The sequence below is a fragment of the Mycobacterium sp. NPDC050551 genome, from assembly GCF_040674075.1.
GTDB lineage: Bacteria > Actinomycetota > Actinomycetes > Mycobacteriales > Mycobacteriaceae > Mycobacterium.
On record NZ_JBFARC010000003.1, the window covers coordinates 391,954 to 414,843 of the forward strand.

The following is a 22,890-nucleotide window of genomic DNA, read 5'->3' on the forward strand; positions in this document are numbered from 1 at the left end:
TCATGACACAGACGGTGCAGGCGGCTGCCTTCAAGACCGAGTACGACAAGCTGTTCATCGGCGGCGCCTGGGTGACGCCGTCGACCTCCGACGTCATCGAGGTGCACTCCCCCGCGACCGGCGAGAAGGTCGGCCAGGTGCCGCTGGCCGCCGCGGCCGACGTCGACGCGGCCTGCGCCGCGGCGCGCAAGGCGTTCGACGAGGGCCCGTGGCCGACGATGACCCCGCAGCAGCGAGCGGAGATCCTCGGCGCCGCGGTCAACCTGATGAGCGAACGGGCCGACGAGCTGAAGTTCCTGCTCACCGCCGAGACGGGGCAGCCCGCCACGATCGTCGACATGATGCAGTACGGCGCGGCGATGTCGGCCTTCGGCTACTTCGCCGGCGCCGCCGACAAGTTCGAGTGGTCCGAGATCCGCGACGGCATCTACGGGCAGACGCTGGTCACCCGCGAGCCGATCGGCGTGGTCGGGGCGATCACGGCGTGGAACGTGCCGTTCTTCCTGGCCGCCAACAAGCTCGGCCCGGCGCTGCTGGCGGGCTGCACAGTGGTGCTCAAGCCTGCCGCCGAGACGCCGCTGTCGGTGTTCGCGATGGCCCAGATGTTCGCCGAGGCCGGCCTGCCCGAGGGCGTGCTGTCGGTGGTGCCGGGCGGCGCCGAGACCGGCCGCGCGCTGACCGCGAATCCCGAGCTGGACAAGTTCACCTTCACCGGCAGTTCGGCGGTGGGCAAGGAGATCGGCAAGCTGGCCGCCGAGCGGCTCAAGCCCTGCACGCTGGAGCTCGGCGGCAAGTCGGCGGCCATCGTGCTGGAGGACGCCGACCTCGAATCGTCGCTGCCGATGCTGGCGTTCTCCGGGGTGATGAACTCCGGGCAGGCCTGCGTCGCGCAGACCCGGATCCTGGCGCCCCGGTCGCGGTACGACGAGGTGGTCGAGAAGCTCGCCAACTTCGTGGCCGCGATGCCGGTCGGCCTGCCCGACGACCCGAACGCCGCAATCGGCCCGCTGATCAGCGAGCGCCAGCGCGAGCGCGTCGAGGAGTACATCAAGAAGGGCGTCGACGAGGGCGCCCGGGTGGTCACCGGCGGCGGAAGGCCCGAGGGCCTCGACAGCGGCTGGTTCGTGCAGCCGACGGTGTTCGCCGACGTCGACAACTCGATGACGATCGCCCAGGAGGAGATCTTCGGCCCGGTGCTGGCGGTCATTCCCTACGACACCGAGGCCGACGCGGTGCGCATCGCCAACGACTCGGTGTACGGACTCGCAGGCAGCGTGTGGACCACCGACAACCGCAAGGCGCTGGAGATCGCCGCCAAGATCCGCACCGGCACCTACGCGGTCAACATGTACGCGTTCGACCCGGGCGCGCCGTTCGGCGGCTACAAGAACTCCGGCATCGGACGTGAGAACGGGCCCGAGGGCATCGAGCAGTACTGCCAGGCCAAGAGCACCCTGCTGCCGTTCGGGTACACCCCGGAGTAACGAGGGGTCACGCTCGTGACGTGGTGGCGGCTCCGGAGCCGGACCACCGCCGCCACGTCACGAGCGCGCGCCGAATGGCTGTGTCAGGCCGTTCGCCAGCGCGCGCAGACGAAGTCGGCGTTCGCCGCCGACTCGACCAGCGCCCACTCCGAGCGCACCGGCAGCACGCGGGAACCGGCGCCGAGCGAACACGGCGCATAGGAGACGATCATCTCGTCGATCAGGCCGGCCTCGACGAACTGCGCCGCGACCAGCCCGCCGCCCACCACCCAGACGTCCCTGCCCGCGGCGGCCGCCACCAATTCGGGATGCAGTTCGGTGACCGCGCCGGAGAAGACCCGCACCGGATGGTCGCCCGCCACGACGTCCGGCCGGCTGGTCAGCACCCACGACGGCTGGGAGTACATCCACTCGCCCGGATGGTTCTTCGCGATCCACTCGTAGGTCGCCGACCCCATCACCACCGCACCGATCGTCGCGATGAAGGCGTCGTAGTGGAACGGTCCGTCGGCGTCGATCGCCCGCGAGGTGAGCCAGTCCAGGCTGTCGGCCTCGTCGACGATGTAGCCGTCGAGACTCGACGCGGTGTAGTAGATCGTCGCCATCAGTGCCCTCTCATCCATTCCAGCGGGTCTCCGCGATGGGTGGTCACGCCGAGGCGGGTCAGCATCGCGCGGGCCAGGCCGCGGCGCAGCGCGGCGTACTCCAGCACGTGGGCGACGATGCCGTACAGCTGGAACGACTCCGGCGGTTCGCAGAGCGCGTCGATCACGGTGTCACCCATCCGGCCCTCGGCGCTGTACTCCGAAACCATTGCTGCCCAGCGGTTTCCGATGTCGGCGTGATGGGCCGCCAGGCTGGCCGGCGGCACCGACGCCGGATCGGTGGCGTCGCGCCGGGGGATGTCGCGGCCCTCGATGGTGGCCAGCCACACCTCCTTGGCCCACACGATCGCGCCGAGCACCGCGCCGACGCTGGGCTCGGGACCGTCCCAGTCGAGCACCACCTGCCCCGGTGTCAGCGCGGCGGTCCACTGCTCGGCCGACAGTTCGGCCGCCCGGTCGATGAGGTAGGCGGTGTCGGCGATGTCGTGCGCCACCATCAGCTGGGACATGTCGGGCTCCTTCGTCGCCCCGTCGCCGTCGAGCCACAGCGACTGCGGCGGATGGAAATGCAGACCGTTGGGCGCAGGTACCCGGAAGGCGACGTCGGCGGCGCGCGACGGCGGCACCCCGAACGCCCTCCGGAACGCCCGGGAGAACACTTCGGCCGACGACCAGCCCTCGTCCGCGGCGACGGCGGCCACCCCTTCACCGCCGCGCAGTCGCCAGGCCGCCCGTTCCAGCATGATGCGGCGCCGCAGCGCGGCAGGCGACTCACCGGTCAGCCGCCGCACCTCACGCGAGAAGTGGAACTCCGAGGCGTGGCTGCTGCGGGCCATCTCGCCCACGCCGGTGTTGTCCGCGTCCACCACCGCGTCGAGCAGTTCGCGTAGACGGTCCCTGCCCGCGGGCGTCGGAGGTTGCTCGCTCACCCGACCGAGTATGGACGCGACCCGCCGCCGCGAACATGACGATTCCTGCTCACTAGACTCACCTGCTCAGTGGGTGAATTCGAGGCGCTGTGCGCCAACGACGGGGACCTGGCCCCGCTGCGCGCGAAGGTGCGCGGCTTCCTGGCCGACGACCGCGCCGAGCACGGCTGGACGCCGGCGGTGGACTGCTGGCTGACGGGGTGGGATCCGGACTTCAGTGCGCGACTGGCCGCGGCCGGCTTCGTCGGGCTGACGATCCCGGCCGAATACGGCGGCCACGCGCCGCCCACCGGATCAGGACACCTGCACCGCTACGTCGTCACCGAGGAACTGCTGGCGCACGGCGCGCCGGTGGCCGCGCACTGGATCGCCGACCGGCAGGTGGCGCCCGCACTGCTCGTCTACGGCACCGACGAGCAGCGGCGGCGCCTGCTGCCCCGGATCGCGGCAGGGCAGCTGTACTCGGGGATCGGGATGAGCGAGCACGCCGCCGGGTCCGACCTGGCCGCGGCCCAGATGCGTGCCACCCGTACCGACGCCGGCTGGAGGCTGTCGGGCACCAAGGTGTGGACCAGCGGCGCGCACGTCGCCCACCAGATCGTCGTGCTGGCCCGGACCAGCCCGGTCGACCCGGACCGCAGGCACGCCGGCTTCAGCCAGTTCATCGTGCCCACCGACGCCCCCGGCATCACCGTCAGTCCGATCGTGCTGATGAACGGCGAGCACCACTTCAACGAGGTGCTCTTCGACGACGTCACCGTCCCCGACACCGCAGTGCTCGGCAAGGTCGGCGACGGATGGCATCAGGTGACCGCCGAGCTGGGCTTCGAACGCAGTGGGCCCGAACGGTTCCTGTCCACCGCGACGCTGATCTTCGCGGCGGTCCGCGCGCTGGGCCCCGGCGCCGACGACAGCGCAGCCGCCGCGGTCGGCGAGCTGATCGCCCGTGTCGCGGCCCTGCGTCAGCTGTCCATCTCGGTCGCCCGCGCGCTCACCGCAGGCGAGGACGCCAACTCCCGCGCCGCGCTGGTCAAGGACCTCGGCACCCGGTTCGAGCAGGAGTCCGTCGACCTGGTGGCCGACCTGCTGACCCGCCTCGATCCCGAGGGTGTTGACGCCGCCCGGCTGCGCGCCATGCTGGCCACGGCGCGACTGCAGGCCCCGCTGTTCACGCTGCGCGGCGGGACGAACGAGGTGCTGCGCGGCGTCGTCGCCAAGGGCCTGGGAGTGCGATGAGCGACGAACTGCGGCAGTTGGTCGACGAACTCGGACAGCGATCACACGACGCGCGCGCAGGCAGGCGTCGCCGCCCCGACGGGTTCGACGGCGCGCTGTGGCGCCACCTTGAGGAGACCGGGCTGAGCCGACTGACCAGCGCAGAGGACGCCGGGCCCGCCGACGCGGCGATCGTGCTCGACGGGCTGGCCCGGCATGCGGCCGCCGTCCCCGTCGCCGAGACCGACCTGCTGGCCGCCTGGCTGGCCGCCCGGGCCGGCGTGCCGGTGCCCGCGGCGGGCCCGATGACCGTGGCGCTGGCCGACGTGCGGGTATCCGGCGGGCGTATCACCGGCGTCGCGCGTGACGTGCCCTGGCCCGATGACGCGGCGATGGTGCTGGCCGGGCGCACCGCGGACGCGCTGTACGTGACTCACCTGACGGACACATCGGTGACCGACGGCCAGAACCTCGCAGGCGAACCCCGCGGCGCGGTCGCTGTGGACGTCGCGGTAGCCGATTGCCTGCGGATGCCGTCCGAGGTCGGCGAGGAGTTGGTACGGCGCGGCGCATGGGCGCGGTGCGTGCAGATCGTCGGGGCCCTCGACGCCGCCGCTGCCCTGACCGTCGAGCACACCCGCGGTCGCGTCCAGTTCGGCAGGCCGCTGAGTGCGTTCCAGGCGGTGCAGCACGCGCTGGCCGGGATGTCCGGTGAGATCGAGCGTGCGCGCGCCACCGTGACTTTGGCCGTCGCCGCCGCACAGGAACACGGCTTCGACAGTGCCGCAACGAAATACGCGGTGGCGGTGGCCAAGGTCACCGTCGGCCGCGCGGTCGGGCCGGTGACCACCACCGCGCATCAGCTGCACGGGGCGATCGGGGTGACGATCGAGCACCCGCTGTGGTCGGTCACGATGCGGGCGCGCAGCTGGGCCGACGAATTCGGCGACACCGCCTCGTACGCTAGGCAACTGGGCCGCGCCGCGCTCACCGGCGACCCGTGGGACGTCGTCGTCGGTCCCTGATCAGCGGTCGAGGACCTCGTGCACACGGGCCTCGACGTCGACGCGGTCGCCGAGATCGGCGAGGTCGATGCCGAAGCGGTCGGTCAGCGCCTCGAGCACCTGCGCCGCCGTGTCGAACCGGATCCGCTCCGTGCTGTCGGCCCGGTGCACGGCGAGGTTGCGGCCACGCATGTTCCACCGCGCGTCGTCGGCGATCAGGGCGGCGGTCAGGCCCACCACGAAGCCCGACCGCGGATGTGTCGACACGTACCAGCTCCCGACCTCGAGGTCGATGAGTGGCCGCGGCCGCAGCGAGAAGATGTACAGCGGGCGCCACGTGTCTCGGATCAGCGCCTCGAGCACGAAGCCGTCGCGGTGCTCACGCAGCCGGTAGGGCTCGTGGCGGGTCTGCTGCACCGGCCCGGCCACCAATCGGATCGGTGCGGTCAGTGTCTGCCCGCCGAACCCGACGTCGACCAGGAAGCGGCCGTCCTCACCGGGCACGGTCACCGCCAGCAGCTGGTGGGTCTGCGCGGGCAGTGCGGCGGCGAAGCCGTCGTCGCCGGGATCCCAGTCGTCGTTCATCCACACCACCCGGCCGGCCAGCCGGTCCACCCCGAACCCGATCGCCTCCAGCACGTAGCCCATCAGGCCGTTGTGTTCGTAGCAGTAGCCGCCGCGGCGACGCTGCACGAGCTTGTCGGTGAGCGCCGCCGCCCCGAGGTCGGCGACGGGGATGCCCAGCACGGGGTCGAGGTTCTCGAACGGGATCGTCCGGTTGTGCGCGGCCACGACGGCGCGCAGTGTCGGCAGGTCCGGCTGCACCGCTGCCTGGTGACCGATGCGGTCGAGGTATCCGGTGACGTCGACTGTGGTGGCGATGGTCATCGCCTCATCCTGCGACCTCAACGGTGGTTGAGGTCAATACCGATTGTGGTCGAGAGCTGAGCGTCCTCAGGGCTTGCCGCGGGCGGGGGTCTGCGCCGCCACCCCGTGCCGCAGCGGGGTGTTCGCCTCCGCGGCGGTGGCCGTACTGACCGGGGAGTCCCCCGCGGTGCCCGACACCCGCGGCGCGTTGGCCGGGTCGCCGCCCGACGGCTCCGCGCCGCCGTGCAGCTCCTTGAGGCGGGCGTGCAGCAGTTCGAGCACCGGGATGCGGTTGCCGTGCGCCGTCTCGTGGTCGAACAGCACGCGCAGTGCCGGCTCCTCGAGCGAGCGGATGCGGTGCCGCAGTTCGGTCAGCGGCAGCTGGTCGTAGTCGGGCAGCGGCAGTTCGTCGTGTGCCATCAGACGTCTCCTCGGGATCCTGTGTGCGTCAGCTGGCCGTTGGTCGCGGGGTTGACGGTGTCGCGCGACGCGGCGCCGGCCTGGGGCGTCTCGGTGCGGCGGTGCGTCAGCCACCACGCGCCGCCGACGACGGCGGACAGGCCGGTGAGGACCAGCGTCACCCACAGCGAGGCCTGCAGCAGCCATACCCGCCGCTGGGCCTTGAGGATTCGGCGCTGCACGTCGCGCAGCCGGGACAGCGTGTTCATCTCCGACGTGTGCCCCCGAGTGCCGGGACCGAAACGCGGGCTACGCGGTCTCGATGATCGTCGTGGTCACCGAGACGATCTGCGGTTCGGCCGGGGCGGAGGCGAACCCGAAGCGCACCGGCGGTCGGAGCGGGGCCAGTGCGCCGAGGTCCTCACCGTCGAGCCGGCCGGACACTCCGACGATGCGGCGGGACCGCCGGACGCCGTAGTACTCGCGCCTGCCGTTGCCCGCGGTGCCCGCGGTGTGCACGCCGGGCACCATGCGCGATGCCACCGGGTCGATCGCCCGCAGCCACCACGGCGCGACGGCCAGCCGCGCAGGCACCAGCCGCAGCAGTCGGTCCAGCGGCGCCGCGCCACCGATGTCGATCCGCAGGTCGAGGTTCGGGGCCGCGACCGTGAGCCGGTCCCCGGTGAGCTCGGCGCGCACCGGCCCGACGAGCACCCGGTCGAACGCATATGTGGTCGACACGAAGTCGGCCACCTCGCGGGTGGGCGCCAGCAGCACCCGCTCGTCGTCGGCTCGCTGCACCATCACATCGGTGAACTCGCCGAACGGGGAGGTCTGCCAGCTTCCGACGACGAGGCGGTGACCGGACTCGGATCCGACCCCCGCGATGTGGCCGGAGAAGACGCGCTTCAGCTGCCGGTCCAGTGGGGTGGGCGCTTCTCGGCGAACGCGATTGCCCCCTCCTGGGCGTCCTTGCTGCCGAACACCGGCATGATGATCGCGTTCTGCTTCGACCAGAACTCCTCGGGCGACCAGCCGCGGGACTCGACGATCACCCGCTTCGTGGCGGCCACGGCGAGCGGGCCGTTGGCGGTGATCCGCTCGGCCAGCGCAATCGCCTCGTCGAGGGCGTGACCCGGTTCGGCCAGCGCGTTGACCAGGCCCAGCACGTAGGCGCGTTCGGCGGGCAGCGCCTCGCCGGTCAGGGCGAGTTCCATGGCGATGGCCGACGGGATCCGCTGTGGCAGCCGGAGCAGCCCGCCGCCGCCGGCGACCAGGCCGCGCTTCACCTCGGGGATGCCGAACGCCGAATCGCGCGCGGCCACGATGAGGTCGGTGGCCAGCGCCAGCTCGGTGCCGCCTGCCAGCGCGTAGCCCTCGACGGCGGCGATCAGCGGTTTGGCGGGCGGACGCTCGGTGAAGCCCATCCCGCGGCCCTCCACCATCGGCAGCTCGCCGCTGGCGAAGGCCTTGAGGTCCATGCCCGCACAGAACGTCCCGCCGGCGCCGGTGAGCACGCCGACAGACAGCCCGGGATCGTCGTCGAGGCGGTCCACGGCGGCCGCGAGGCCCTCCGCGACGGCCTTGTTGACGGCGTTCTTGGCCCTGGGCCGGTTGATGGTGATGATCAGGATGCGGTCACGCTGTTCGACGAGTACGGGGTCCTGGGCGCTGTCGGCGTCATTGCTCACGACGTGATGCTAGCGAGCGGCGCCGCTGTGCCGGTACCATCGAAAAACTAGAACACGTTTCAATTCTACCGGAGGGACCACCTCATGAGCTCGACCGACAGCATCCCGTCGGAGATCTCCAAGTGGGATCCCGGGTTCACCGCGCAGGTCATGGCGGTGCTGAGACCGATCCTCAAGGCCTACCACCGGGTCGAGGTGCGCGGCCTGGACGACTTCCCGCCGGGCGGCGCGCTGGTGGTGTCGAACCACAGCGGCGGCCTGTTCGCGATGGACGTCCCGGTCTTCGCCAGCGGCTTCTACGAGAAGTTCGGCTACGACCGGCCGGTGTACACGCTGAGCCACGACATGCTGATGACCGGCCCGACCGCGGAGTTCTTCATCAAGATCGGCTTCATCCGGGCCAACCACGACAACGCCGACGACGCGCTGCGCTCGGGCGGGGTGGTGGTGGTGTTCCCCGGTGGTGACTACGACGTGTACCGCCCGACGCTGACCCAGAACAAGATCGACTTCGCGGGCCGCACCGGCTACATCAAGGCCGCACTCAACGCCGGTGTCCCGATCGTGCCGACGGTCTCGATCGGCGGCCAGGAGGCCCAGCTGTTCCTCACCCGCGGGACCTGGCTGGCCAAGCGGCTCGGCCCGATCGCGCGGCTGGCCCGCACCAAGATCGTGCCCGTGTCGTTCGGCTTCCCCTTCGGCCTGTCCGCGGTGGTGCCGCTGAACATGCCGCTGCCCACCAAGATCGTCACCCAGGTGCTCACGCCGATCGACATCGTCGCCGAGTTCGGCGAAAACCCCGACATCGACGAGGTCGACGCCCACGTCCGCCGCGTCATGCAGCGGGCGCTCGACGAGCTGGCCGCCGACCGCAGGCTGCCCGTGCTGGGCTGACCGGGTTTCAGTGCGGGCCGCATAGGCTATCCGTCGGCCAATCACCAACGCTCCGGGGGAGATGTCTGTGCTCAGGAAGATCGTCAAGCCGCGCCCTGTGCTGCGCGCGGTGGGTGAATTGGCCAACGCCGCCAACGGCGTGCAACCACTGGCACGCAAGGGTTATGTCACCATCCCGGTCTTCTTCCTCGGCTGGCCCACCAGCGAGCTGGCGCCGCTGTTCCTGACGGCGTCGGTGCTCGACACCGCGCGCCGGTACTGGCGCGGGCACTTCACCGGCAAGCGGGGCGCTGTCGCGCTGGCGCTCAACGCCGTCACGTGGGCGGTGCTGGTGTTCCTCCAGCGTCGCAACGTGCGCTGCGAGCCGGTCTTCGAGGCCGGCCTGCGCGAAACCCTCGGTGCCAACTACGAATCCGTGACCGCGAAGTCCCCGACACCCCGTCGGCGGTCAGGGGTGTTCCGCACCGGATGGTCGCGGCGGCGCTACACCGAGAAGGCGGTACGGTACGGCCCCCACCGCTCCAACACCGCTGACATCTGGCGCCGCGCCGACCTCCCCCGTGACGGCAAGGCACCCGTGGTGCTGCAGGTCCCCGGAGGCGCCTGGGCGATCGGAATGCGCCGCCCGCAGGCCTATCCGCTGCTGAGCCATCTCGCCGAACGCGGCTGGGTGTGCGTGTCGATCGGCTACCGGGTCAGCCCGCGGCACTCCTGGCCGGCGCACATCGTCGACGTGAAGCGTGCGCTGGCGTGGATCCAGCAGCACATCGCGGAGTATGGCGGCGATCCCGACTTCGTGACCATCACCGGCGGTTCTGCGGGTGGACACCTGACCGCGCTCGCCGCGCTCACTCCGAACGATCCGCAGTTCCAGCCGGGTTTCGAGGACGCGGACACCTCGGTGAAGGCGGCGGTGCCGGTGTACGGCCGCTACGACTGGGTCGGCAGGGAGGGCACGGGCCGCCCGGAGTTCATCGCCTTCCTTCAGCGGTTCGTCGTCAAGAAGAGCTTCGCCCGCAACCGGCAGCTGTACGTCGACGCGTCACCCATCGCACGGTTACGCGCCGACGCCCCACCGTTCTTCGTGCTGCACGGCCAGGACGACTCCATCATCCCGGTGCGGGAGGGCCGCGAGTTCGTCGACGCGCTGCGCAACGTGTCGACGTCGCCGGTGGCCTACGTCGAGGTGCCACACGCTCAGCACGCGTTCGACTTCTTCGGCTCACCCCGCGGGCACTACACCGGCCAGGCGATCGAGCGGTTCCTGTCCTGGGTGTACGCCACCCGCGCGTCCTCGTCGACGGCCGCCGACACGACGGCTGTCGACGCCGCACCGGCCGACATCGCGCAGCAACCGTAGTCCCGGCGCGCGGCCGTCAGGGCGCCATCGCGGTCTCGACGACCGTCAGCTCCTCGGGAAGCCCTGCGGCCTTGCGGATCTCGACGAACGCCGCGAGCATCGCATCGGTCACCTCGTGCGGGTCGTCGAGTGTGGAGCCGTCCGACAGCACGGTGATGTTGAGCTGATCGACGTAGCTCCACACGGTGATGTTGAGCCCGCTGCCCGCGGTGAGCGGACCGACCGAGTACAGCTCGGTCACCAGCGCGCCGCCGACCCGCCCGCGTTCCCGCGGCCCCGGCACGTTCGAGATCGTCAGGTTCTGGATCTTGTTCTGGCCGTCCTTCTTCGACAACCACCGGAACAGCGACTCCGCCGGCGCGGGCGGCATGTACGCCGACCAGCGACTGACCAGTTCGGGCCCGATCAGTTCGTGGCTCTCCTTGGCCGAGATGGCCGCCTCCCGTGCCTTGCGCACCCGGTCCAGCGGATCCTCACAGTCGGTGGGCAGCGCGACCAGGATGCCGGTGAAGAAGTTGCCGGAGATCCGGTCCGGTGAGAAGTCGAAGCTGATCGGCACCGATGCCAGCAGCGGATGGTCGGCATGACCGTCGTAGCGCAGCAACAGCTTTCGCAGCGCGCCGGCGGAGATCGCCAGCACCAGGTCGTTGATCGTCACGCCGAGGTGCTTGCTGGTCTGCTTGACGTCGGCGAGCGCCAGCGTCGCGGTGGCGACGGTGCGGGTCGCGTCGATCATGTGGTTCATGAAGGTCGGCGGCGGCGTGAACGGCCGGGTCAGCTCGGGCGAGAGCTTGCGCGAGCTACGCCGCACCCGACCGAGCCCCTGGCCGGTGTAGCGCATCACGCCCGGGATGCGGCCCAACTGGCGGATGTGGTCACCGAAAGCGGTGCGCACCAACTCCGCTCGGCTCGGCGCCGGGTCGGTGGCATAGGAGTCCCGATCGGCCTGCGGCCCCGTCTGCAGATCCATCCCGCGCGCCAGCAGATTCGCCGAGGCGACGCCGTCGGCCAGCGCGTGGTGGATCTTGCCCAGCACCGCGATGCGGCCGCCCGCCAGCCCCTCGATCAGGTACATCTCCCACAGTGGGCGGCTGCGGTCCAGCGGCGTGCTGGCGATCCGGCCGACCGCCTCGTCGAGCTGACGCCGGCCGCCCGGGCTGTCCACCCGATACGACCGCACGTGGTAGTCGAGATCGACCTCGCAGTTCTCCCGCCACATGGGGTGGTGGAACTTCCACGGGATGTCCACGAGCTGGTAGCGGAACGGGTCGAGCTTGTAGAGCCGCCCGTGCAGGACCTTGCGGAAATCCTCGACGCCGAAAGTGCGCCCGCCGAGATCGTCGAGTTCGATGACCGCCAGTTTGAGCGTGTGCATGTGCACGTTCGGCGTCTCGCTGTACAGCAGCACAGCGTCCCACCCGCGAAGCCGTTTCACCGGATACCTCCCTGTCGGAGGCGTCTATATAACCTCTTTGGCCGCGGCGCTCATCCGGTTTCGATGGATCTGGTTGAGGAACAGCCGGACCGCGGTGGCCATCGATCCGGTGCGTGCGCCGTCGATCATGTCGAAGCCGTGCCCGGCACCGGGCAGTTCCACGTAACTGACCACCGAACGCGACACCGAACGCAGCCTGTCGACGAAGCTGCGCGCCTGCGCGACCGGGATCACGCTGTCGCCGCTGCCGTGGATGACCAGGAACGGCGGCGCCCCGGGATGCACCCTGGCGATCGGCGATGCCTTACGGAAGATCTCCGGATGGCGCGACAGCCGGTGCTTGACCACCACCCGCTCGAGGAAGTCGACGAAGCGGACGCGTTCGACGGTGGAGCGGTCCTCCCAGTCGTAACGGCCGTAGATGCCGATCACCGCGTCGACCGAGGTGTCGGATCCCTCCGGCAGCTCGCACTGCAGTTCGGCGTCGTTGATGGTCAACCCGGCCAGCGCCGCGAGGTGGCCGCCCGCCGAGGTGCCCGCGATCGCGACGAAGTTGCGGTCACCGCCGAATCGGTCGACGTTGGCGCGGGCCCACGCGATCGCCGTCTTGACGTCGGTGATGTGCGCCGGCCACGGGTTGTGCGGCGACACCCGGTAGTCGATCGACAAGCAGACCCAGCCCATCTCGGCCAGGTGCGACATCAATGCGTAGCCCTGCAGCAGCCTGCTGCCGTGCACCCACGCCCCGCCCGGGATGAACAGCAGCACCGGCGCCGGTTCGGTGGGCAGGTTCTTGGGCCGCCACACATCGAGGAGCTGAGACGGCAACGGGCCGTAACGAACCGAGGACTTGTAGACGTTGCGGCGGTGCTCGAATGCCTTCCACAACGGCGGCGCCTTCTCCGGGGCCGGCCAGTCGATGGCGAGGTCGGCGGCCGGGACGACGCCGCGGAGGGCGGCGTCGGTGACGGAGTGCGTCATATCGCGCTCCTTCTGCCGCACCTCGTCGTTACCCGGCTCGAACCAGGACTTCGCCGACGCGGACAGGAGTTCGGGCATCTGCCGGTACCCCCACACCCCCATCGCGGCGAGGGCGCCAAGCGGCTCAAGGTGTTTCCCGATCACCGGCAGGGAGGCGGAGGCCACGCTCATGGCGAGCAGGTGATCGGCAGGCTTGGCGTTGAGGAGCCAACGTGCGCGCGTCCACATTGTCGGTCCGGGGTACCGGGTGTCCGGTCGCACGGTCATGATCGCGACTGTACCCCGCAGGTCAGTTCCTAAACGACGACATCTGGAACTTGTCAACCAGCGGCACTTTCGTAACGCGATGTGACCGGAGTCACACCTTTCTGACCGGCACGTTTGCCGCTAACGTGCACTTGACGACCGTCAAGTTACGACTCGATGACGAAGCGAAGAGGACGTCCGCCGTGAACAGATCAGCCCTGGCCATCACCGACGAACACCGCGATCTCGCGGAATCGGCCGCCGGCCTGCTGGACCGACTGCAGGCGCTCGCTGCGGCCCGGGCCACCCTCGACGAGGGCTCGGCGCACCCGGCCGGGCTCTGGACCGCCCACGCCGACCTCGGACTCACCGGCCTTGCGCTCCCCGAGCAGCACGGCGGCTCGGGATTCGGCCTGGCCGAATTGGCCGTCGTGCTGGAGGCCCAGGGCCGGCGGGTGTGCCCCGGTCCGTTCCTGCCCACGGTGGCCGCCGCTGTGGTGATCGACCGCTGCGCATCGGAATCCGTTCGCTCGCAACTCCTTCCGCGCCTCGCCGACGGCACGGCGGTGTCAGCGCTCGGGCTGTCCGGGACGGTGGCGGCCGGCTCGGACACAGTGGCCGACGGGGAGAGCCCGGCGGTGCTCGGCGCACCCGACGCCGATGTGCTGGTGCTGGTCGCAGGTGACGACCTCGTGGTCGTCGACGCGGACGCCGACGGCGTCACCGTCACCGGGCTGACCGGCCTCGACACCACTCGCAGCATCGGTTCGGTCGCGCTGCGCGGGGTGCGACTGCCGCAGGACCGAGTCATCCGCGGCGCGGCCCGCCACGCGCGCACCGTGTTCCGCATCCTTGCCTCCGCCGAGGCCGTCGGGATCAGCTGGGCATGCCTGGAGATGGCGGTGGAATACGCCAAGGTGCGCGAACAGTTCGGCCGGACCATCGGCACGTTCCAGGCGGTCAAGCACCACGCGGCCAACATGCTGGTGGATGCCGAGCTGACCACCGCGGCCACCTGGGACGCCGCCCGCTCCGACGACCTCGACAGCGCCTGGTTCCCGGCGGCGGTCGCCGCGTCACACGCCGTGCGCGCGCAGGTCGCCAACGCGCAGAACAACATTCAGCTACACGGCGGAATCGGATACACGTGGGAGCACGACGCACACCTGTATCTGCGGCGCGCCCGCACCCTCGCGGCGCTGCTGAGCGACGGCGCGGACCCGCTGGCCGACATCGTCGAGGCGCAGCGCAGCGGGCAGGCCCGCGGCGCCACCTTCACGCTGCCCCCGGAGGCCGACGAGTACCGGCAGGCCGCCCGCAGCGCGGTCGCCGAACTGCGCGCGCTGCCCGAGGACCGCCGTCGCGACTTCCTGGTCGACTCCGGCTATCTGGTGCCGCACTGGCCGAAGCCGTGGGGCCGCGGGGCGGGCACGTTGGAGCAGTTGGTGATCGAGGAAGAGTTCCGCGACGTGAAGGTTCCGGACATGGGCATCACCGGATGGGTCACGCTGACGATCAGCCAGGCCGGCACCGACGACCAGCGGGAACGCTGGGTGGAACCGGTGCTGCGCGGAGAGACCATGTGGTGTCAGCTGTTCTCCGAACCCGGCGCCGGGTCCGATGCCGCGGCGGTGCGCACGGCGGCCAAGCGGGTGGACGGGGGCTGGCGGGTCACCGGTCAGAAGGTCTGGACCAGCCTCGCGCACCTGTGCCAGTGGGGCCTTGCCACTGTCCGCACCGATCCCGACGCCCCCAAGCACGCCGGGGTGACGATGATGGCGATCGACATGAAGGCCGACGGAGTGACGGTGAATCCGCTCCGCGGCATCACCGGCGACAGCCACTTCAACGAGGTGTTCTTCGACGACGTCTTCGTGCCCGACGCCGACGTGGTCGGCGACGTCAACCGCGGCTGGCTGGTGGCCCGCGCCACCCTGGGCAACGAGCGGATCTCGATCGGCGGCGGGTCGGGCGCGCCCACCGGATTCAGCGCCGACGACCTGATCACATTGCTGGACAGCGCACCCGCGGACGTCGCCGCCGCCCGGACGCGGCGGGCGGGTGAGGTGATCGCGGCCGGCCACACCCTGCGGCTGCTCAACCTGCGCCGGGCCAGCCGAGCCATCGCCGGGGCGGAGCCGGGCCCGGAGGGCAACGTCACCAAACTGCTGGTGGCCGAGCACTCACAGTGGCTGACCGAGCTGGGCGTGGAACTCGCGGGCACCGCGGCCGTCACCGGCGCCACGCCTGCACTGACCACCGGCTACCTCGGCAACCGGGCGATGACCATCGCCGGCGGCACGTCGGAGATCACCCGCAACACCATCGCCGAGCGGATCCTCGGCCTGCCGCGCGATCCGCTGATCAAGTAGCAGGTGCTCGGGTCGGATTACGGCGCGGCGACGCTGGTAATACTGAGCGGATGCGCAAGCCGTCCGCCGAGTCCCTCGTGCACTTCCACCCGGACCTGCGCAAGGCGGCCAAGTACGTCCCGAAGCAGATCGTCACGCCGGTGACCCTGCCGCTGCTGCGCGCCGTCACCCGCATGCAGCCCAAGCGCACCCCGAAGGGTGTAGAGGAGTTGACCCTGCACTCCGGCATCCGGCTGCGGCTCTACCGGCCGGCCGGCGTCACGGGCAACACGCCGGCACTGCTGTGGATGCACGGCGGCGGCTACGTCCTCGGCACCCCGGCGCAGGACGACGACCTGTGCCGGCGCTACGCCGCCGAACTCGGCATCACGGTCGCGTCGGTGGACTACCGGCTCGCCCCCGAACACCCCTATCCCGCCGCGCTCGACGACTGCTACGCAGCGCTGCAGTGGCTGGCCGGGCTGCCCGCCGTGGACCGCGACCGGGTGGCCATCGCCGGCGGCAGCGCGGGCGGCGGACTGGCCGCGGCGCTGGCGCTGCTGGCCCGGGACCGCGGGGAGATCCCGCTGGTGGCGCAGCTGCTGATCTATCCGATGGTCGACGACCGCACCGTCGAGCGCGACGACCTCGACAACCCCGGACACCGGCTCTGGAACCAGTGGAGCAACCGGTTCGGCTGGGACGCCTACCTCGCCGACGCCGACCGTGACGTCGCGGTGCCCGCGCGCCGCGACGATCTCGAGGGCCTGCCACCGGCCTGGCTGGGAGTCGGCACGCTCGACCTGTTCCACGACGAGGGTCTCGCCTACGCCGAACGACTGCGCGCCGCCGGAGTGCCGTGCGACGTCGAGGTGGTGGAGGGGGCGTTTCACGGGTTCGATGCCATCGTCCCCAAAGCCGATGTCGCCGTTGAGTTCTTCGAGAGCCAGTGCGAGGCGCTGCGGAAGGCGTTCGACATCGCGGCCTGACCCACCGGACCGGCTTTGACGGGCGTGCGGTGTGCCCATAGCGTGACCGGATGCACGACGACGGGATCATCACCGACGACATCCACGTCGCGCGCCTGGCGATCCCGCACTTCGAGCTCGCACCGGACTCGGCGCTGCGACTGCTCAACCTGTCGGAGAACGCCACCTACCTGGTCGACGACGAGGGCACCGGCGTCACCTCCGTGCTGCGGGTGCATCGCCGGAACTATCACCGGCCGTACGAGATCGAGTCCGAGCTGGACTGGCTCGCCGCGCTGCGCCGTGATGACTCCGGAGTCGCGGTGCCCACGGTGCTGCCCGCCCGCGATGGGCGCCGGATGGTCACCGTCGACGTCGACGGGACACCGCGGCACGTCGTGCACTTCGCCCTCGTACCCGGCGCGGAACCGGACGAGGCCACGGTCACCGCGGACGACTTCCGCACGCTGGGCCGCATCACCGCGGCGCTGCACGACCATTCCCGATCCTGGCGGCGCCCGGCGGGTTTCGGCCGCTTCACCTGGGACTGGGAGAGTTCGCTCGGGGCGGGCGCCCGCTGGGGGCACTGGCAGCAGGCCGCCGGTGTCGGGCCTGCTGAGCACGCAATGCTGGACCGGGCGCAGGACGTCCTGCACCACCGCCTCACGGAGTACGGCGCCGGACCCGACAGATTCGGCCTGATCCACGCCGACCTGCGGCTGGCCAACCTCATCGTCGACGGGTCCGACACCACCGTCATCGATTTCGACGACTCCGGGTTCAGCTGGTACTTCTATGATTTCGGCGCCGCGGTGTCGTTCATCGAGGACGATCCGGCGCTTCCCGAGTGGCAGGACGCCTGGGTCGCCGGCTACCGGAGCCGACGACCGATGACGGCTGCCGACGAGGAGATGCTGCCGTCGTTCGTCATGCTGCGACGCCTGAAGCTGCTGGCATGGATGAGCACCCACACCCACTCGAAAGAGTCACGCACCAAGGCCATCACCTACGCGCGGGGCAGCTGCGTCCTGGCGGAGCGCTATCTGTCGTCGAACGGTCTGCGGCTCCACTGACTCGTGTACACCACCTCGCCGCCGACGACCGTGGCGGCGACCAGGTCGGCGTCCAGCGCATCGAGCACCTCGCGCGGTGACGCGGCGAGCACGCAGAGATCGCCGGGCTGACCGGGCGCCACCCAGCGCGGCACAGACGGCTGCTCCGCCGATCCGTGGAACAAGCTCAACGCTGTTGCCGCGGTGACACGTTCGGCAGGGTTCAGGACGGCGCCCGCCGGTGTCTCGCGGTGCACGGCCGCTCGCATGGCCGCCCACGGGTCGCCACTGCCGAACGGTGAGTCGGTGGACAGCGCCACCCCGACCCGCGACTCCAGCAGCGAACGCAGCCGCCACAGCTGCGGGAGTTCGTCGGCCGGGACGTCGACGAGGTACTGATCGCCCCGTTCGGCGACGAAGTTCGGTTGTGTCACGACGGTGAGCCCGAGTTCGGCGAGGTCGGCCAGGCAGTCGTCGGGCACCACGGCCGCGTGCTCGATGCGGTCGCCCGGACGCGTTCCGGCGGCGCGCAATGCGGCGATGGTGACGACGAGCTGGGCGGCGGTCACACAATGCACCGCGACAGGGGTGCCGCCGGCGTGGCGGGCGGCGACCCAGCGGGTCAACTCGTCGAGGTCGAGGCCGTCGTCGTGCAGGATGCGTTTCCCGGGCGCCAGCACGTGCACCCTGACCGCGAGTTCGCCGCGACGATGCGCGTCGCGCAGGCCGACGACATCGTGTTCCGTGAGATCCGGTGTCGCGTCGGTGATCCCGGTGACACCCCAGGACGTGAGCCGGCGTGACACCCCGGCCAGGGTGGCGCCGCGGCGCTCCGGCGCCCAGCTCGGATCGGCGCTGCGCAGCACGCCGTCGGGATGATCGGCCATGCCGACGCGTCGCAGGCCTGCGGTGTTCAGCGTCCACAGCACCCCGCTGCGGTGCTGCACCCGCACCGGCACCGGCGGCGCCACCGCGTCCAGCGCATCCCGGTCGAGCGGGCCCGCGACGGCCTCGTGGTAGCCGACCGCCCGGATCCAGCCATCGGCATCGGGGACGGCACCCGCCAGGGCATGCGCGAGGCCGTCGCGGCCGCGCACGTCGGCCGGACCGACCCGCAGCGAATCCGCCGCCGCCGCTGTCGAATGCAGATGCACGTGATGGTCGTGCAGGCCGGGAATCACCGTGCCACCCGCGACGTCGAGCACCGTCTCGTCCGGTCGGGCCGTGAGTCCAACGGCCATGTCGAGGATCTGATCGCCGACCCGGATGTCGGTGGGCGTGCCGTCGAGCAGCACGGCCCGGGTGATCAGCACGGCGCAGGCCGCCGTCGGGCAACCATGCGGGCGACGGCCGCGTTGTCGGCGCCCAACCCGGCGGCCCGGCCCGGCGACGGCGGCGCCGCGGCCTGCACCTGCACAGCAGGGCTGGCCGCAGTGGCGTAGCAGGCGGCCACCGCAGCCATCGACATCTCGACGAGTTCACCGCCGCCGCGCCCCAGCGACTCGGCCACCGCCAGCGCGCCATGCAGGCCCGTGAGCGGATCGGCGATGGCGTCGCCGCAGAACTCCGGACCGTCGGCGCCCGCGACCACCAGCCCGCCGGAGACGGCGGCGTCGTCACCGAATGCCACCCGGTCGGCGCACTCACCGGCGGTCCCGTGGCCGGTGATCCGCAGCCACACCCGGCCGTCGCGCCCGTCGATGTCCTGCGGCCCGAGGGCGCGGCGGCGCAGCGCCGCCGGGCGCGATCCCTCGATCACCACGTCGGCGGCACCGAGCAATCCCTCGAGCTCCGCGGGCTCATCGAAATCAACCGCGTACGAGAGCTTTCCGTGATTCATCCAGTCGAAGAACGCCGGCGCTCCGGCGCGGGTGCCGTCCGGGCGGCGCGGACTCTCCACCTTGACCACGGTCGCGCCGGCCTGCGCGAGCAGCCGCCCGCACAGCGGGCCGGCCCACATCGACGACAGGTCGACCACCAGCAGGCCGGGGATCGTCCGCGGCGATGCCCGCCGGCCGAGCGGACGCACCACGGGTGAGGCCGCCGGAGTCTCACCGAGGACGGCGGCGGGCAGGCCGAGCAGGCGGGCGCGTGCCACCGCGTCGGCGGCGCTGCGGCGTGCCGCCCATGCGGTGATCGCCGGCCACGAATCCGGCTCCAGCGCATCGGTTTCCAGTAGGGCGGGCACGGCGTCGAGGTCGTCGCGACGGGACAGGGTGAGGGCGCACCAGCCGTCACCGGTGGGCAGTAGCCGGGTCGCACCGCCGGCGGACACCCGGCCGCCTGCGGTCAGGCCGAGCAGCGCCGCCCGGCCGGTGAGGATCTCGTCGGCGTCGACGGCGACACCGAGCCACGTCGCGACCGCGGCCGCCGTCTCGCGGGCACGGGTGAGCACCGCTGCCGGGATCGCGAGCGCAGTCACGCCGCCATTGTCCCGCGGGCTAGAACTGCAGGGCGGTGAAGCGCCAGTCCAGCACCTGGCGATCCGCGCCGCCGTCCGGTTCGACCGCGTACACCAGCGACCGCAGCCGGTAGACCCCGCCGCGACCCTCCGGCGCGGGGATCGCGCCCTCGACGTGCAGTTCGCTGTAGAGCGTGTCACCCTCCTGCACCGGCCCGGTGTGGTCGCAGGACTCCCAGCCGAGCACCGTCACCAGGTCGGGCAGCGCCCGTGTCGCCTGCGCCAGCGCGAGACCGATGGTGTGCCCGCCGTACACCAGGCGGCGTCCACTCACCCGCGAGTCATGATGCGTCGCAGCGATGTTCAGTGACAACCGGGCGAGTTCCGGGGCGCTGCTGACGACGTCCGCGGTGCCGTGCAGCACCTGTCCGGCCAGCCCGGCGTCGAACCGGGCACCGGGCACCCGGGCACGGAAGGCGTCGGCGTCCCAGGCAGCGGTCGGATCCGGCGCGGGCGCCATGTCGGCGCCGACGGCCGACAGATCGTCGGCGTGGCCGGTCTCGCCCGCACCCTCGGACAGCGGCAGCATCGCGCACCGGTGGAAGTCCAGCACCAGACGGCCGAGCTGGTCGACGGTCGTCATCCGGAGCGCCGCCAGACCGGTCGGCGCCCGGCCCGCCCTCGCCGAGTTCTGCCGCAGACCCACCACCTCGGTGCGGGTGAACAGGGTGTCGCCGATGACGGGATACCGGTGGAACACCAGGCCGCGGTAGAACAGATTGGCCTTCACCCGGTGGGTGGCCAGCGTGGACTGCCCGATCGCCACGTCGCACACCAGCGCCGGGTGGGCGATCGGCGCGGTGGCGCCGGTGACGGCGGTGGCCAGTTCGGCGTCGAGTGTCAGCCGCAGCCGGTCGCCGATGATCGAGTGGTGCACGGCGGCGGTGCCGGGCGTCAGCGTCATCGACGGCGCCGAGTCGAACACCTCGCCGACGTGCAGATCGTCGAAGTAGGGGCCGCCCTCGATTTGGCCGTACAAAGTCACAAGGCGTCATGCTGGCAGTGCAGCAATGGGTGTGTCAATATGGCCGTACATATGACCGAAGAAGAGAAACTCCTCGTCGAGACGGTGCGCGCCTTCGTCGACCGGGAGGTCAAGCCGACCGTCCGCGAGACCGAGCACGCCAACGACTACCCCGCGGCGTGGATCGACCAGATGAAGCGGATCGGCATCTACGGCCTGGCCATCGCCGAGGAGTACGGCGGTTCCCCGGTGTCGATGCCCTGCTACGTCGAGGTCACCCAGGAGCTGTCCCGCGGATGGATGAGCCTCGCGGGCGCGATGGGCGGGCACACCGTGGTCGCCAAGCTGCTCGCGCTGTATGGCACGGAGGAACAGAAGCGCACCTATCTGCCGCCGATGGCGAGCGGCGAGATCCGCGCGACGATGGCGTTGACCGAACCCGGCGGCGGTTCCGACCTGCAGAACATCTCCACCGGCGCCGTCCGGGACGGCGACGACCTGGTGATCAACGGCACCAAGACCTGGATCAGCAACGCCCGCCGCTCCGGCCTGATCGCCCTGCTGTGCAAGACCGATCCGAACGCCGAGCCGCGCCACCGCGGCATCTCGGTGGTGCTCGTCGAGCGCGACACCCCCGGTCTCACGGTGTCGCGCGATCTCCCCAAGCTGGGATACAAGGGTGTCGAGTCGTGCGAGTTGTCCTTCGACGACTGCCGGGTGCCCGCGTCGGCCGTGCTGGGCGGCACCCCCGGCCACGGCTTCGCGCAGATGATGAAGGGTCTCGAGACCGGCCGCATTCAGGTGGCTTCCCGGGCGCTGGGTGTGGCGACCGCGGCGCTCGAGGACTCGCTGCGCTACGCCCAGGAGCGCGAGAGCTTCGGCAAGCCGATCTGGAAGCACCAGTCGATCGGCAACTACCTGGCCGACATGGCGACGAAACTCACCGCCGCCCGCCAGCTCACCCGCTATGCGGCCGAACGCTACGACAGCGGCGAACGCTGCGACATGGAGGCGGGGATGGCCAAGCTGTTCGCCTCCGAGGTGGCAATGGAGATCGCGCTCAACGCGGTCCGGATCCACGGCGGCTACGGCTATTCCACCGAGTTCGACGTCGAGCGCTACTTCCGCGACGCGCCACTGATGATCGTCGGTGAGGGCACCAACGAGATCCAGCGCAACGTCATCGCCGGCCAGCTCGTCGCGCGGGGCGGGATCTGACGAGTTGACCGCGCCGGCATACCGACTGCTGCGCGACCGGCTGCGCGACGAGATCGCCGCGGGTCGCTACCGCAACGGTGTGCGGCTGCCCACTGAGTCCGAACTCGTTGCGCGCGAGCGGTTGTCGCGCCAGACGGTGCGCCGGGCGTTCCAGGACCTGGTCGCCGAGGGGATCGTGTACCGGGTGCCCGGGCGCGGCACCTATGCCAGCGACTCCGCGCGCCGCTACCTGCGGCAGCTGGGCTCCATCGAGGACCTGATGAACCTGTCACAGGACACCACCATGGAGGTGCTGAACGGGTTGTCGCGCCGGGTGGACGTGGCGGCCGCGAGCCGGCTGCGCCTCGACAACGACGCGGTGCACACCGTCACGTTCCGCCGTCTGCATGACGGGGTTCCGTTCGTCGCCACCACGGTGCACCTGCCCGAATCGGTGGCCGCCTCCGTCGCCGGCGTCGGCGCGCTGACGACCGGATCCGCGGGCACGCACACCGTCATCGGACTGCTCGAGCCGCATCTTCGCGAGCCGATCGTCGAAGCGGCGCAGTCGATCACCGTCGCCGAGGCCGATGCGGCGGTGGCCGACGCGGTGAACTGTGCACCCGGCCATCCGATGCTGCGGGTCGACCGGCTCTACTCCGACAGTTCCGGGCGCCCGGTCGAACTGGCGATCAGCCACTTCCTGCCCGAGCAGTACACGTACCGCGTGACGCTGCGCCGCTCCGGATTGTGATTTCGGCGCGCTGGCCGACGCTGAGCGAACGTC

22 protein-coding genes are annotated in these 22,890 nt (G+C 71.0%); 10 read left to right on the forward strand and 12 right to left on the reverse strand.

Going from position 1 to position 22,890, the window contains the following annotated elements:
- Window positions 1-2: 2 nt before the first annotated feature.
- Window positions 3-1,484 (forward strand): aldehyde dehydrogenase, encoded by a 1,482-nt coding sequence (locus AB0K11_RS14315; protein WP_364977484.1) that lies wholly within the window; start codon window positions 3-5, stop codon window positions 1,482-1,484.
- 83 nt (window positions 1,485-1,567) lie between these two features.
- Here the strand turns inward: AB0K11_RS14315 and AB0K11_RS14320 are convergent, their stop codons facing one another.
- Both AB0K11_RS14320 and AB0K11_RS14325 read right to left on the reverse strand, forming a co-directional pair.
- The gene (locus tag AB0K11_RS14320; RefSeq protein ID WP_364978462.1) at window positions 1,568-2,089 is read right to left on the reverse strand and encodes a dihydrofolate reductase family protein; all 522 of its coding nucleotides are present in this window, start codon (window positions 2,087-2,089) and stop codon (window positions 1,568-1,570) included.
- Window positions 2,089-3,018: a helix-turn-helix domain-containing protein gene (locus tag AB0K11_RS14325; RefSeq protein WP_364977486.1), complete on the reverse strand. Its 930-nt coding sequence runs from the start codon at window positions 3,016-3,018 to the stop codon at window positions 2,089-2,091. The genes AB0K11_RS14320 and AB0K11_RS14325 overlap by 1 nt, the downstream gene beginning before the upstream one ends.
- 69 nt (window positions 3,019-3,087) lie before the next feature.
- On the opposite strand from AB0K11_RS14325, the gene AB0K11_RS14330 reads away from it, so the two are divergent.
- Window positions 3,088-4,254, forward strand: a complete 1,167-nt coding sequence (locus tag AB0K11_RS14330) for an acyl-CoA dehydrogenase family protein (protein ID WP_364977488.1) — start codon at window positions 3,088-3,090, stop codon at window positions 4,252-4,254.
- Window positions 4,251-5,258 (forward strand): acyl-CoA dehydrogenase family protein, encoded by a 1,008-nt coding sequence (locus AB0K11_RS14335; protein WP_364977490.1) that lies wholly within the window; start codon window positions 4,251-4,253, stop codon window positions 5,256-5,258. Before AB0K11_RS14330 ends, AB0K11_RS14335 begins: the two co-directional genes overlap by 4 nt.
- Here AB0K11_RS14335 and AB0K11_RS14340 read toward each other — a convergent pair whose 3' ends face one another.
- The 5 genes from AB0K11_RS14340 to AB0K11_RS14360 form a co-directional block, all read right to left on the reverse strand.
- Window positions 5,259-6,125, reverse strand: a complete 867-nt coding sequence (locus tag AB0K11_RS14340; RefSeq protein WP_364977492.1) for an arylamine N-acetyltransferase — start codon at window positions 6,123-6,125, stop codon at window positions 5,259-5,261.
- 66 nt (window positions 6,126-6,191) lie between these two features.
- On the reverse strand, window positions 6,192-6,524 hold the full coding sequence (locus AB0K11_RS14345) for a hypothetical protein (RefSeq protein ID WP_364977494.1): 333 nt from the start codon (window positions 6,522-6,524) through the stop codon (window positions 6,192-6,194).
- Window positions 6,524-6,772 carry a hypothetical protein gene (locus tag AB0K11_RS14350; protein WP_364977496.1) on the reverse strand — a complete coding sequence of 83 codons (249 nt, stop codon included), beginning with the start codon at window positions 6,770-6,772 and terminating at the stop codon, window positions 6,524-6,526. Before AB0K11_RS14350 ends, AB0K11_RS14345 begins: the two co-directional genes overlap by 1 nt.
- Window positions 6,773-6,812: 40 nt before the next feature.
- Window positions 6,813-7,307: a hypothetical protein gene (locus AB0K11_RS14355; protein ID WP_364977498.1), complete on the reverse strand. Its 495-nt coding sequence runs from the start codon at window positions 7,305-7,307 to the stop codon at window positions 6,813-6,815.
- A 104-nt stretch (window positions 7,308-7,411) separates the two neighbouring features.
- On the reverse strand, window positions 7,412-8,194 hold the full coding sequence (locus AB0K11_RS14360) for a crotonase/enoyl-CoA hydratase family protein (RefSeq protein ID WP_364977500.1): 783 nt from the start codon (window positions 8,192-8,194) through the stop codon (window positions 7,412-7,414).
- Between the two features lie 84 nt (window positions 8,195-8,278).
- Here AB0K11_RS14360 and AB0K11_RS14365 point away from each other — a divergent pair, with 84 nt between their 5' ends.
- Both AB0K11_RS14365 and AB0K11_RS14370 read left to right on the forward strand, forming a co-directional pair.
- Window positions 8,279-9,088 carry a 1-acyl-sn-glycerol-3-phosphate acyltransferase gene (locus tag AB0K11_RS14365; RefSeq protein WP_364977502.1) on the forward strand — a complete coding sequence of 270 codons (810 nt, stop codon included), beginning with the start codon at window positions 8,279-8,281 and terminating at the stop codon, window positions 9,086-9,088.
- Window positions 9,089-9,167: 79 nt separating this feature from the next.
- Window positions 9,168-10,448 carry an alpha/beta hydrolase gene (locus AB0K11_RS14370; RefSeq protein ID WP_364978465.1) on the forward strand — a complete coding sequence of 427 codons (1,281 nt, stop codon included), beginning with the start codon at window positions 9,168-9,170 and terminating at the stop codon, window positions 10,446-10,448.
- Window positions 10,449-10,464: 16 nt separating this feature from the next.
- Here AB0K11_RS14370 and AB0K11_RS14375 read toward each other — a convergent pair whose 3' ends face one another.
- Window positions 10,465-11,883 carry a wax ester/triacylglycerol synthase family O-acyltransferase gene (locus AB0K11_RS14375; RefSeq protein WP_364977504.1) on the reverse strand — a complete coding sequence of 473 codons (1,419 nt, stop codon included), beginning with the start codon at window positions 11,881-11,883 and terminating at the stop codon, window positions 10,465-10,467.
- Between the two features lie 24 nt (window positions 11,884-11,907).
- Entirely contained in the window at window positions 11,908-13,131 is a 1,224-nt protein-coding gene (locus AB0K11_RS14380; protein ID WP_364977506.1) for an alpha/beta hydrolase, read from the reverse strand.
- Between the two features lie 182 nt (window positions 13,132-13,313).
- On the opposite strand from AB0K11_RS14380, the gene AB0K11_RS14385 reads away from it, so the two are divergent.
- The 3 genes from AB0K11_RS14385 to AB0K11_RS14395 are packed head-to-tail and all read left to right on the forward strand — an operon-like array spanning window position 13,314 to window position 17,502.
- The gene (locus AB0K11_RS14385; RefSeq protein WP_364977508.1) at window positions 13,314-15,482 is read left to right on the forward strand and encodes an acyl-CoA dehydrogenase; all 2,169 of its coding nucleotides are present in this window, start codon (window positions 13,314-13,316) and stop codon (window positions 15,480-15,482) included.
- Between the two features lie 50 nt (window positions 15,483-15,532).
- A complete protein-coding gene (locus AB0K11_RS14390) occupies window positions 15,533-16,450 on the forward strand; it encodes an alpha/beta hydrolase (protein WP_364977510.1) in 918 nt (305 codons plus the stop codon).
- Between the two features lie 50 nt (window positions 16,451-16,500).
- Window positions 16,501-17,502 (forward strand): phosphotransferase, encoded by a 1,002-nt coding sequence (locus AB0K11_RS14395; RefSeq protein ID WP_364977512.1) that lies wholly within the window; start codon window positions 16,501-16,503, stop codon window positions 17,500-17,502.
- On the opposite strand, the gene AB0K11_RS14400 is transcribed toward AB0K11_RS14395, so the two are convergent.
- The 3 genes from AB0K11_RS14400 to AB0K11_RS14410 are packed head-to-tail and all read right to left on the reverse strand — an operon-like array spanning window position 17,469 to window position 20,927.
- On the reverse strand, window positions 17,469-18,794 hold the full coding sequence (locus tag AB0K11_RS14400; RefSeq protein ID WP_364977514.1) for an amidohydrolase family protein: 1,326 nt from the start codon (window positions 18,792-18,794) through the stop codon (window positions 17,469-17,471). The genes AB0K11_RS14395 and AB0K11_RS14400 overlap by 34 nt on opposite strands.
- Window positions 18,788-19,903 carry a CoA transferase gene (locus AB0K11_RS14405; protein ID WP_364977516.1) on the reverse strand — a complete coding sequence of 372 codons (1,116 nt, stop codon included), beginning with the start codon at window positions 19,901-19,903 and terminating at the stop codon, window positions 18,788-18,790. The genes AB0K11_RS14400 and AB0K11_RS14405 overlap by 7 nt, the downstream gene beginning before the upstream one ends.
- A 19-nt stretch (window positions 19,904-19,922) precedes the next feature.
- Window positions 19,923-20,927 (reverse strand): MaoC family dehydratase, encoded by a 1,005-nt coding sequence (locus tag AB0K11_RS14410; RefSeq protein ID WP_364977518.1) that lies wholly within the window; start codon window positions 20,925-20,927, stop codon window positions 19,923-19,925.
- A gap of 39 nt (window positions 20,928-20,966) precedes the next feature.
- Between AB0K11_RS14410 and AB0K11_RS14415 the strand changes: the two genes are divergently transcribed.
- Window positions 20,967-22,124, forward strand: a complete 1,158-nt coding sequence (locus AB0K11_RS14415; protein ID WP_364977520.1) for an acyl-CoA dehydrogenase family protein — start codon at window positions 20,967-20,969, stop codon at window positions 22,122-22,124.
- A 4-nt stretch (window positions 22,125-22,128) separates the two neighbouring features.
- Window positions 22,129-22,857: a GntR family transcriptional regulator gene (locus tag AB0K11_RS14420; RefSeq protein WP_364977522.1), complete on the forward strand. Its 729-nt coding sequence runs from the start codon at window positions 22,129-22,131 to the stop codon at window positions 22,855-22,857.
- The last annotated feature ends 33 nt before the right edge of the window (window positions 22,858-22,890 follow it).

What these genes read in the sequence shown, in the direction of transcription:
- AB0K11_RS14390 (WP_364977510.1), top strand. Translation starts at nt 15,533, where the DNA reads ATGCGCAAGCCGTCCGCCGAGTCCCTCGTGCACTTCCACCCGGACCTG.
- AB0K11_RS14415 (WP_364977520.1), top strand. Translation starts at nt 20,967, where the DNA reads ATGGCCGTACATATGACCGAAGAAGAGAAACTCCTCGTCGAGACGGTG.
- AB0K11_RS14350 (WP_364977496.1), bottom strand. Translation starts at nt 6,772, where the DNA reads ATGAACACGCTGTCCCGGCTGCGCGACGTGCAGCGCCGAATCCTCAAG.
- AB0K11_RS14320 (WP_364978462.1), bottom strand. Translation starts at nt 2,089, where the DNA reads ATGGCGACGATCTACTACACCGCGTCGAGTCTCGACGGCTACATCGTC.
- AB0K11_RS14395 (WP_364977512.1), top strand. Translation starts at nt 16,501, where the DNA reads ATGCACGACGACGGGATCATCACCGACGACATCCACGTCGCGCGCCTG.
- AB0K11_RS14335 (WP_364977490.1), top strand. Translation starts at nt 4,251, where the DNA reads ATGAGCGACGAACTGCGGCAGTTGGTCGACGAACTCGGACAGCGATCA.
- AB0K11_RS14365 (WP_364977502.1), top strand. Translation starts at nt 8,279, where the DNA reads ATGAGCTCGACCGACAGCATCCCGTCGGAGATCTCCAAGTGGGATCCC.
- AB0K11_RS14355 (WP_364977498.1), bottom strand. Translation starts at nt 7,307, where the DNA reads ATGGTGCAGCGAGCCGACGACGAGCGGGTGCTGCTGGCGCCCACCCGC.
- AB0K11_RS14345 (WP_364977494.1), bottom strand. Translation starts at nt 6,524, where the DNA reads ATGGCACACGACGAACTGCCGCTGCCCGACTACGACCAGCTGCCGCTG.
- AB0K11_RS14340 (WP_364977492.1), bottom strand. Translation starts at nt 6,125, where the DNA reads ATGACCATCGCCACCACAGTCGACGTCACCGGATACCTCGACCGCATC.
- AB0K11_RS14315 (WP_364977484.1), top strand. Translation starts at nt 3, where the DNA reads ATGACACAGACGGTGCAGGCGGCTGCCTTCAAGACCGAGTACGACAAG.
- AB0K11_RS14380 (WP_364977506.1), bottom strand. Translation starts at nt 13,131, where the DNA reads ATGACCGTGCGACCGGACACCCGGTACCCCGGACCGACAATGTGGACG.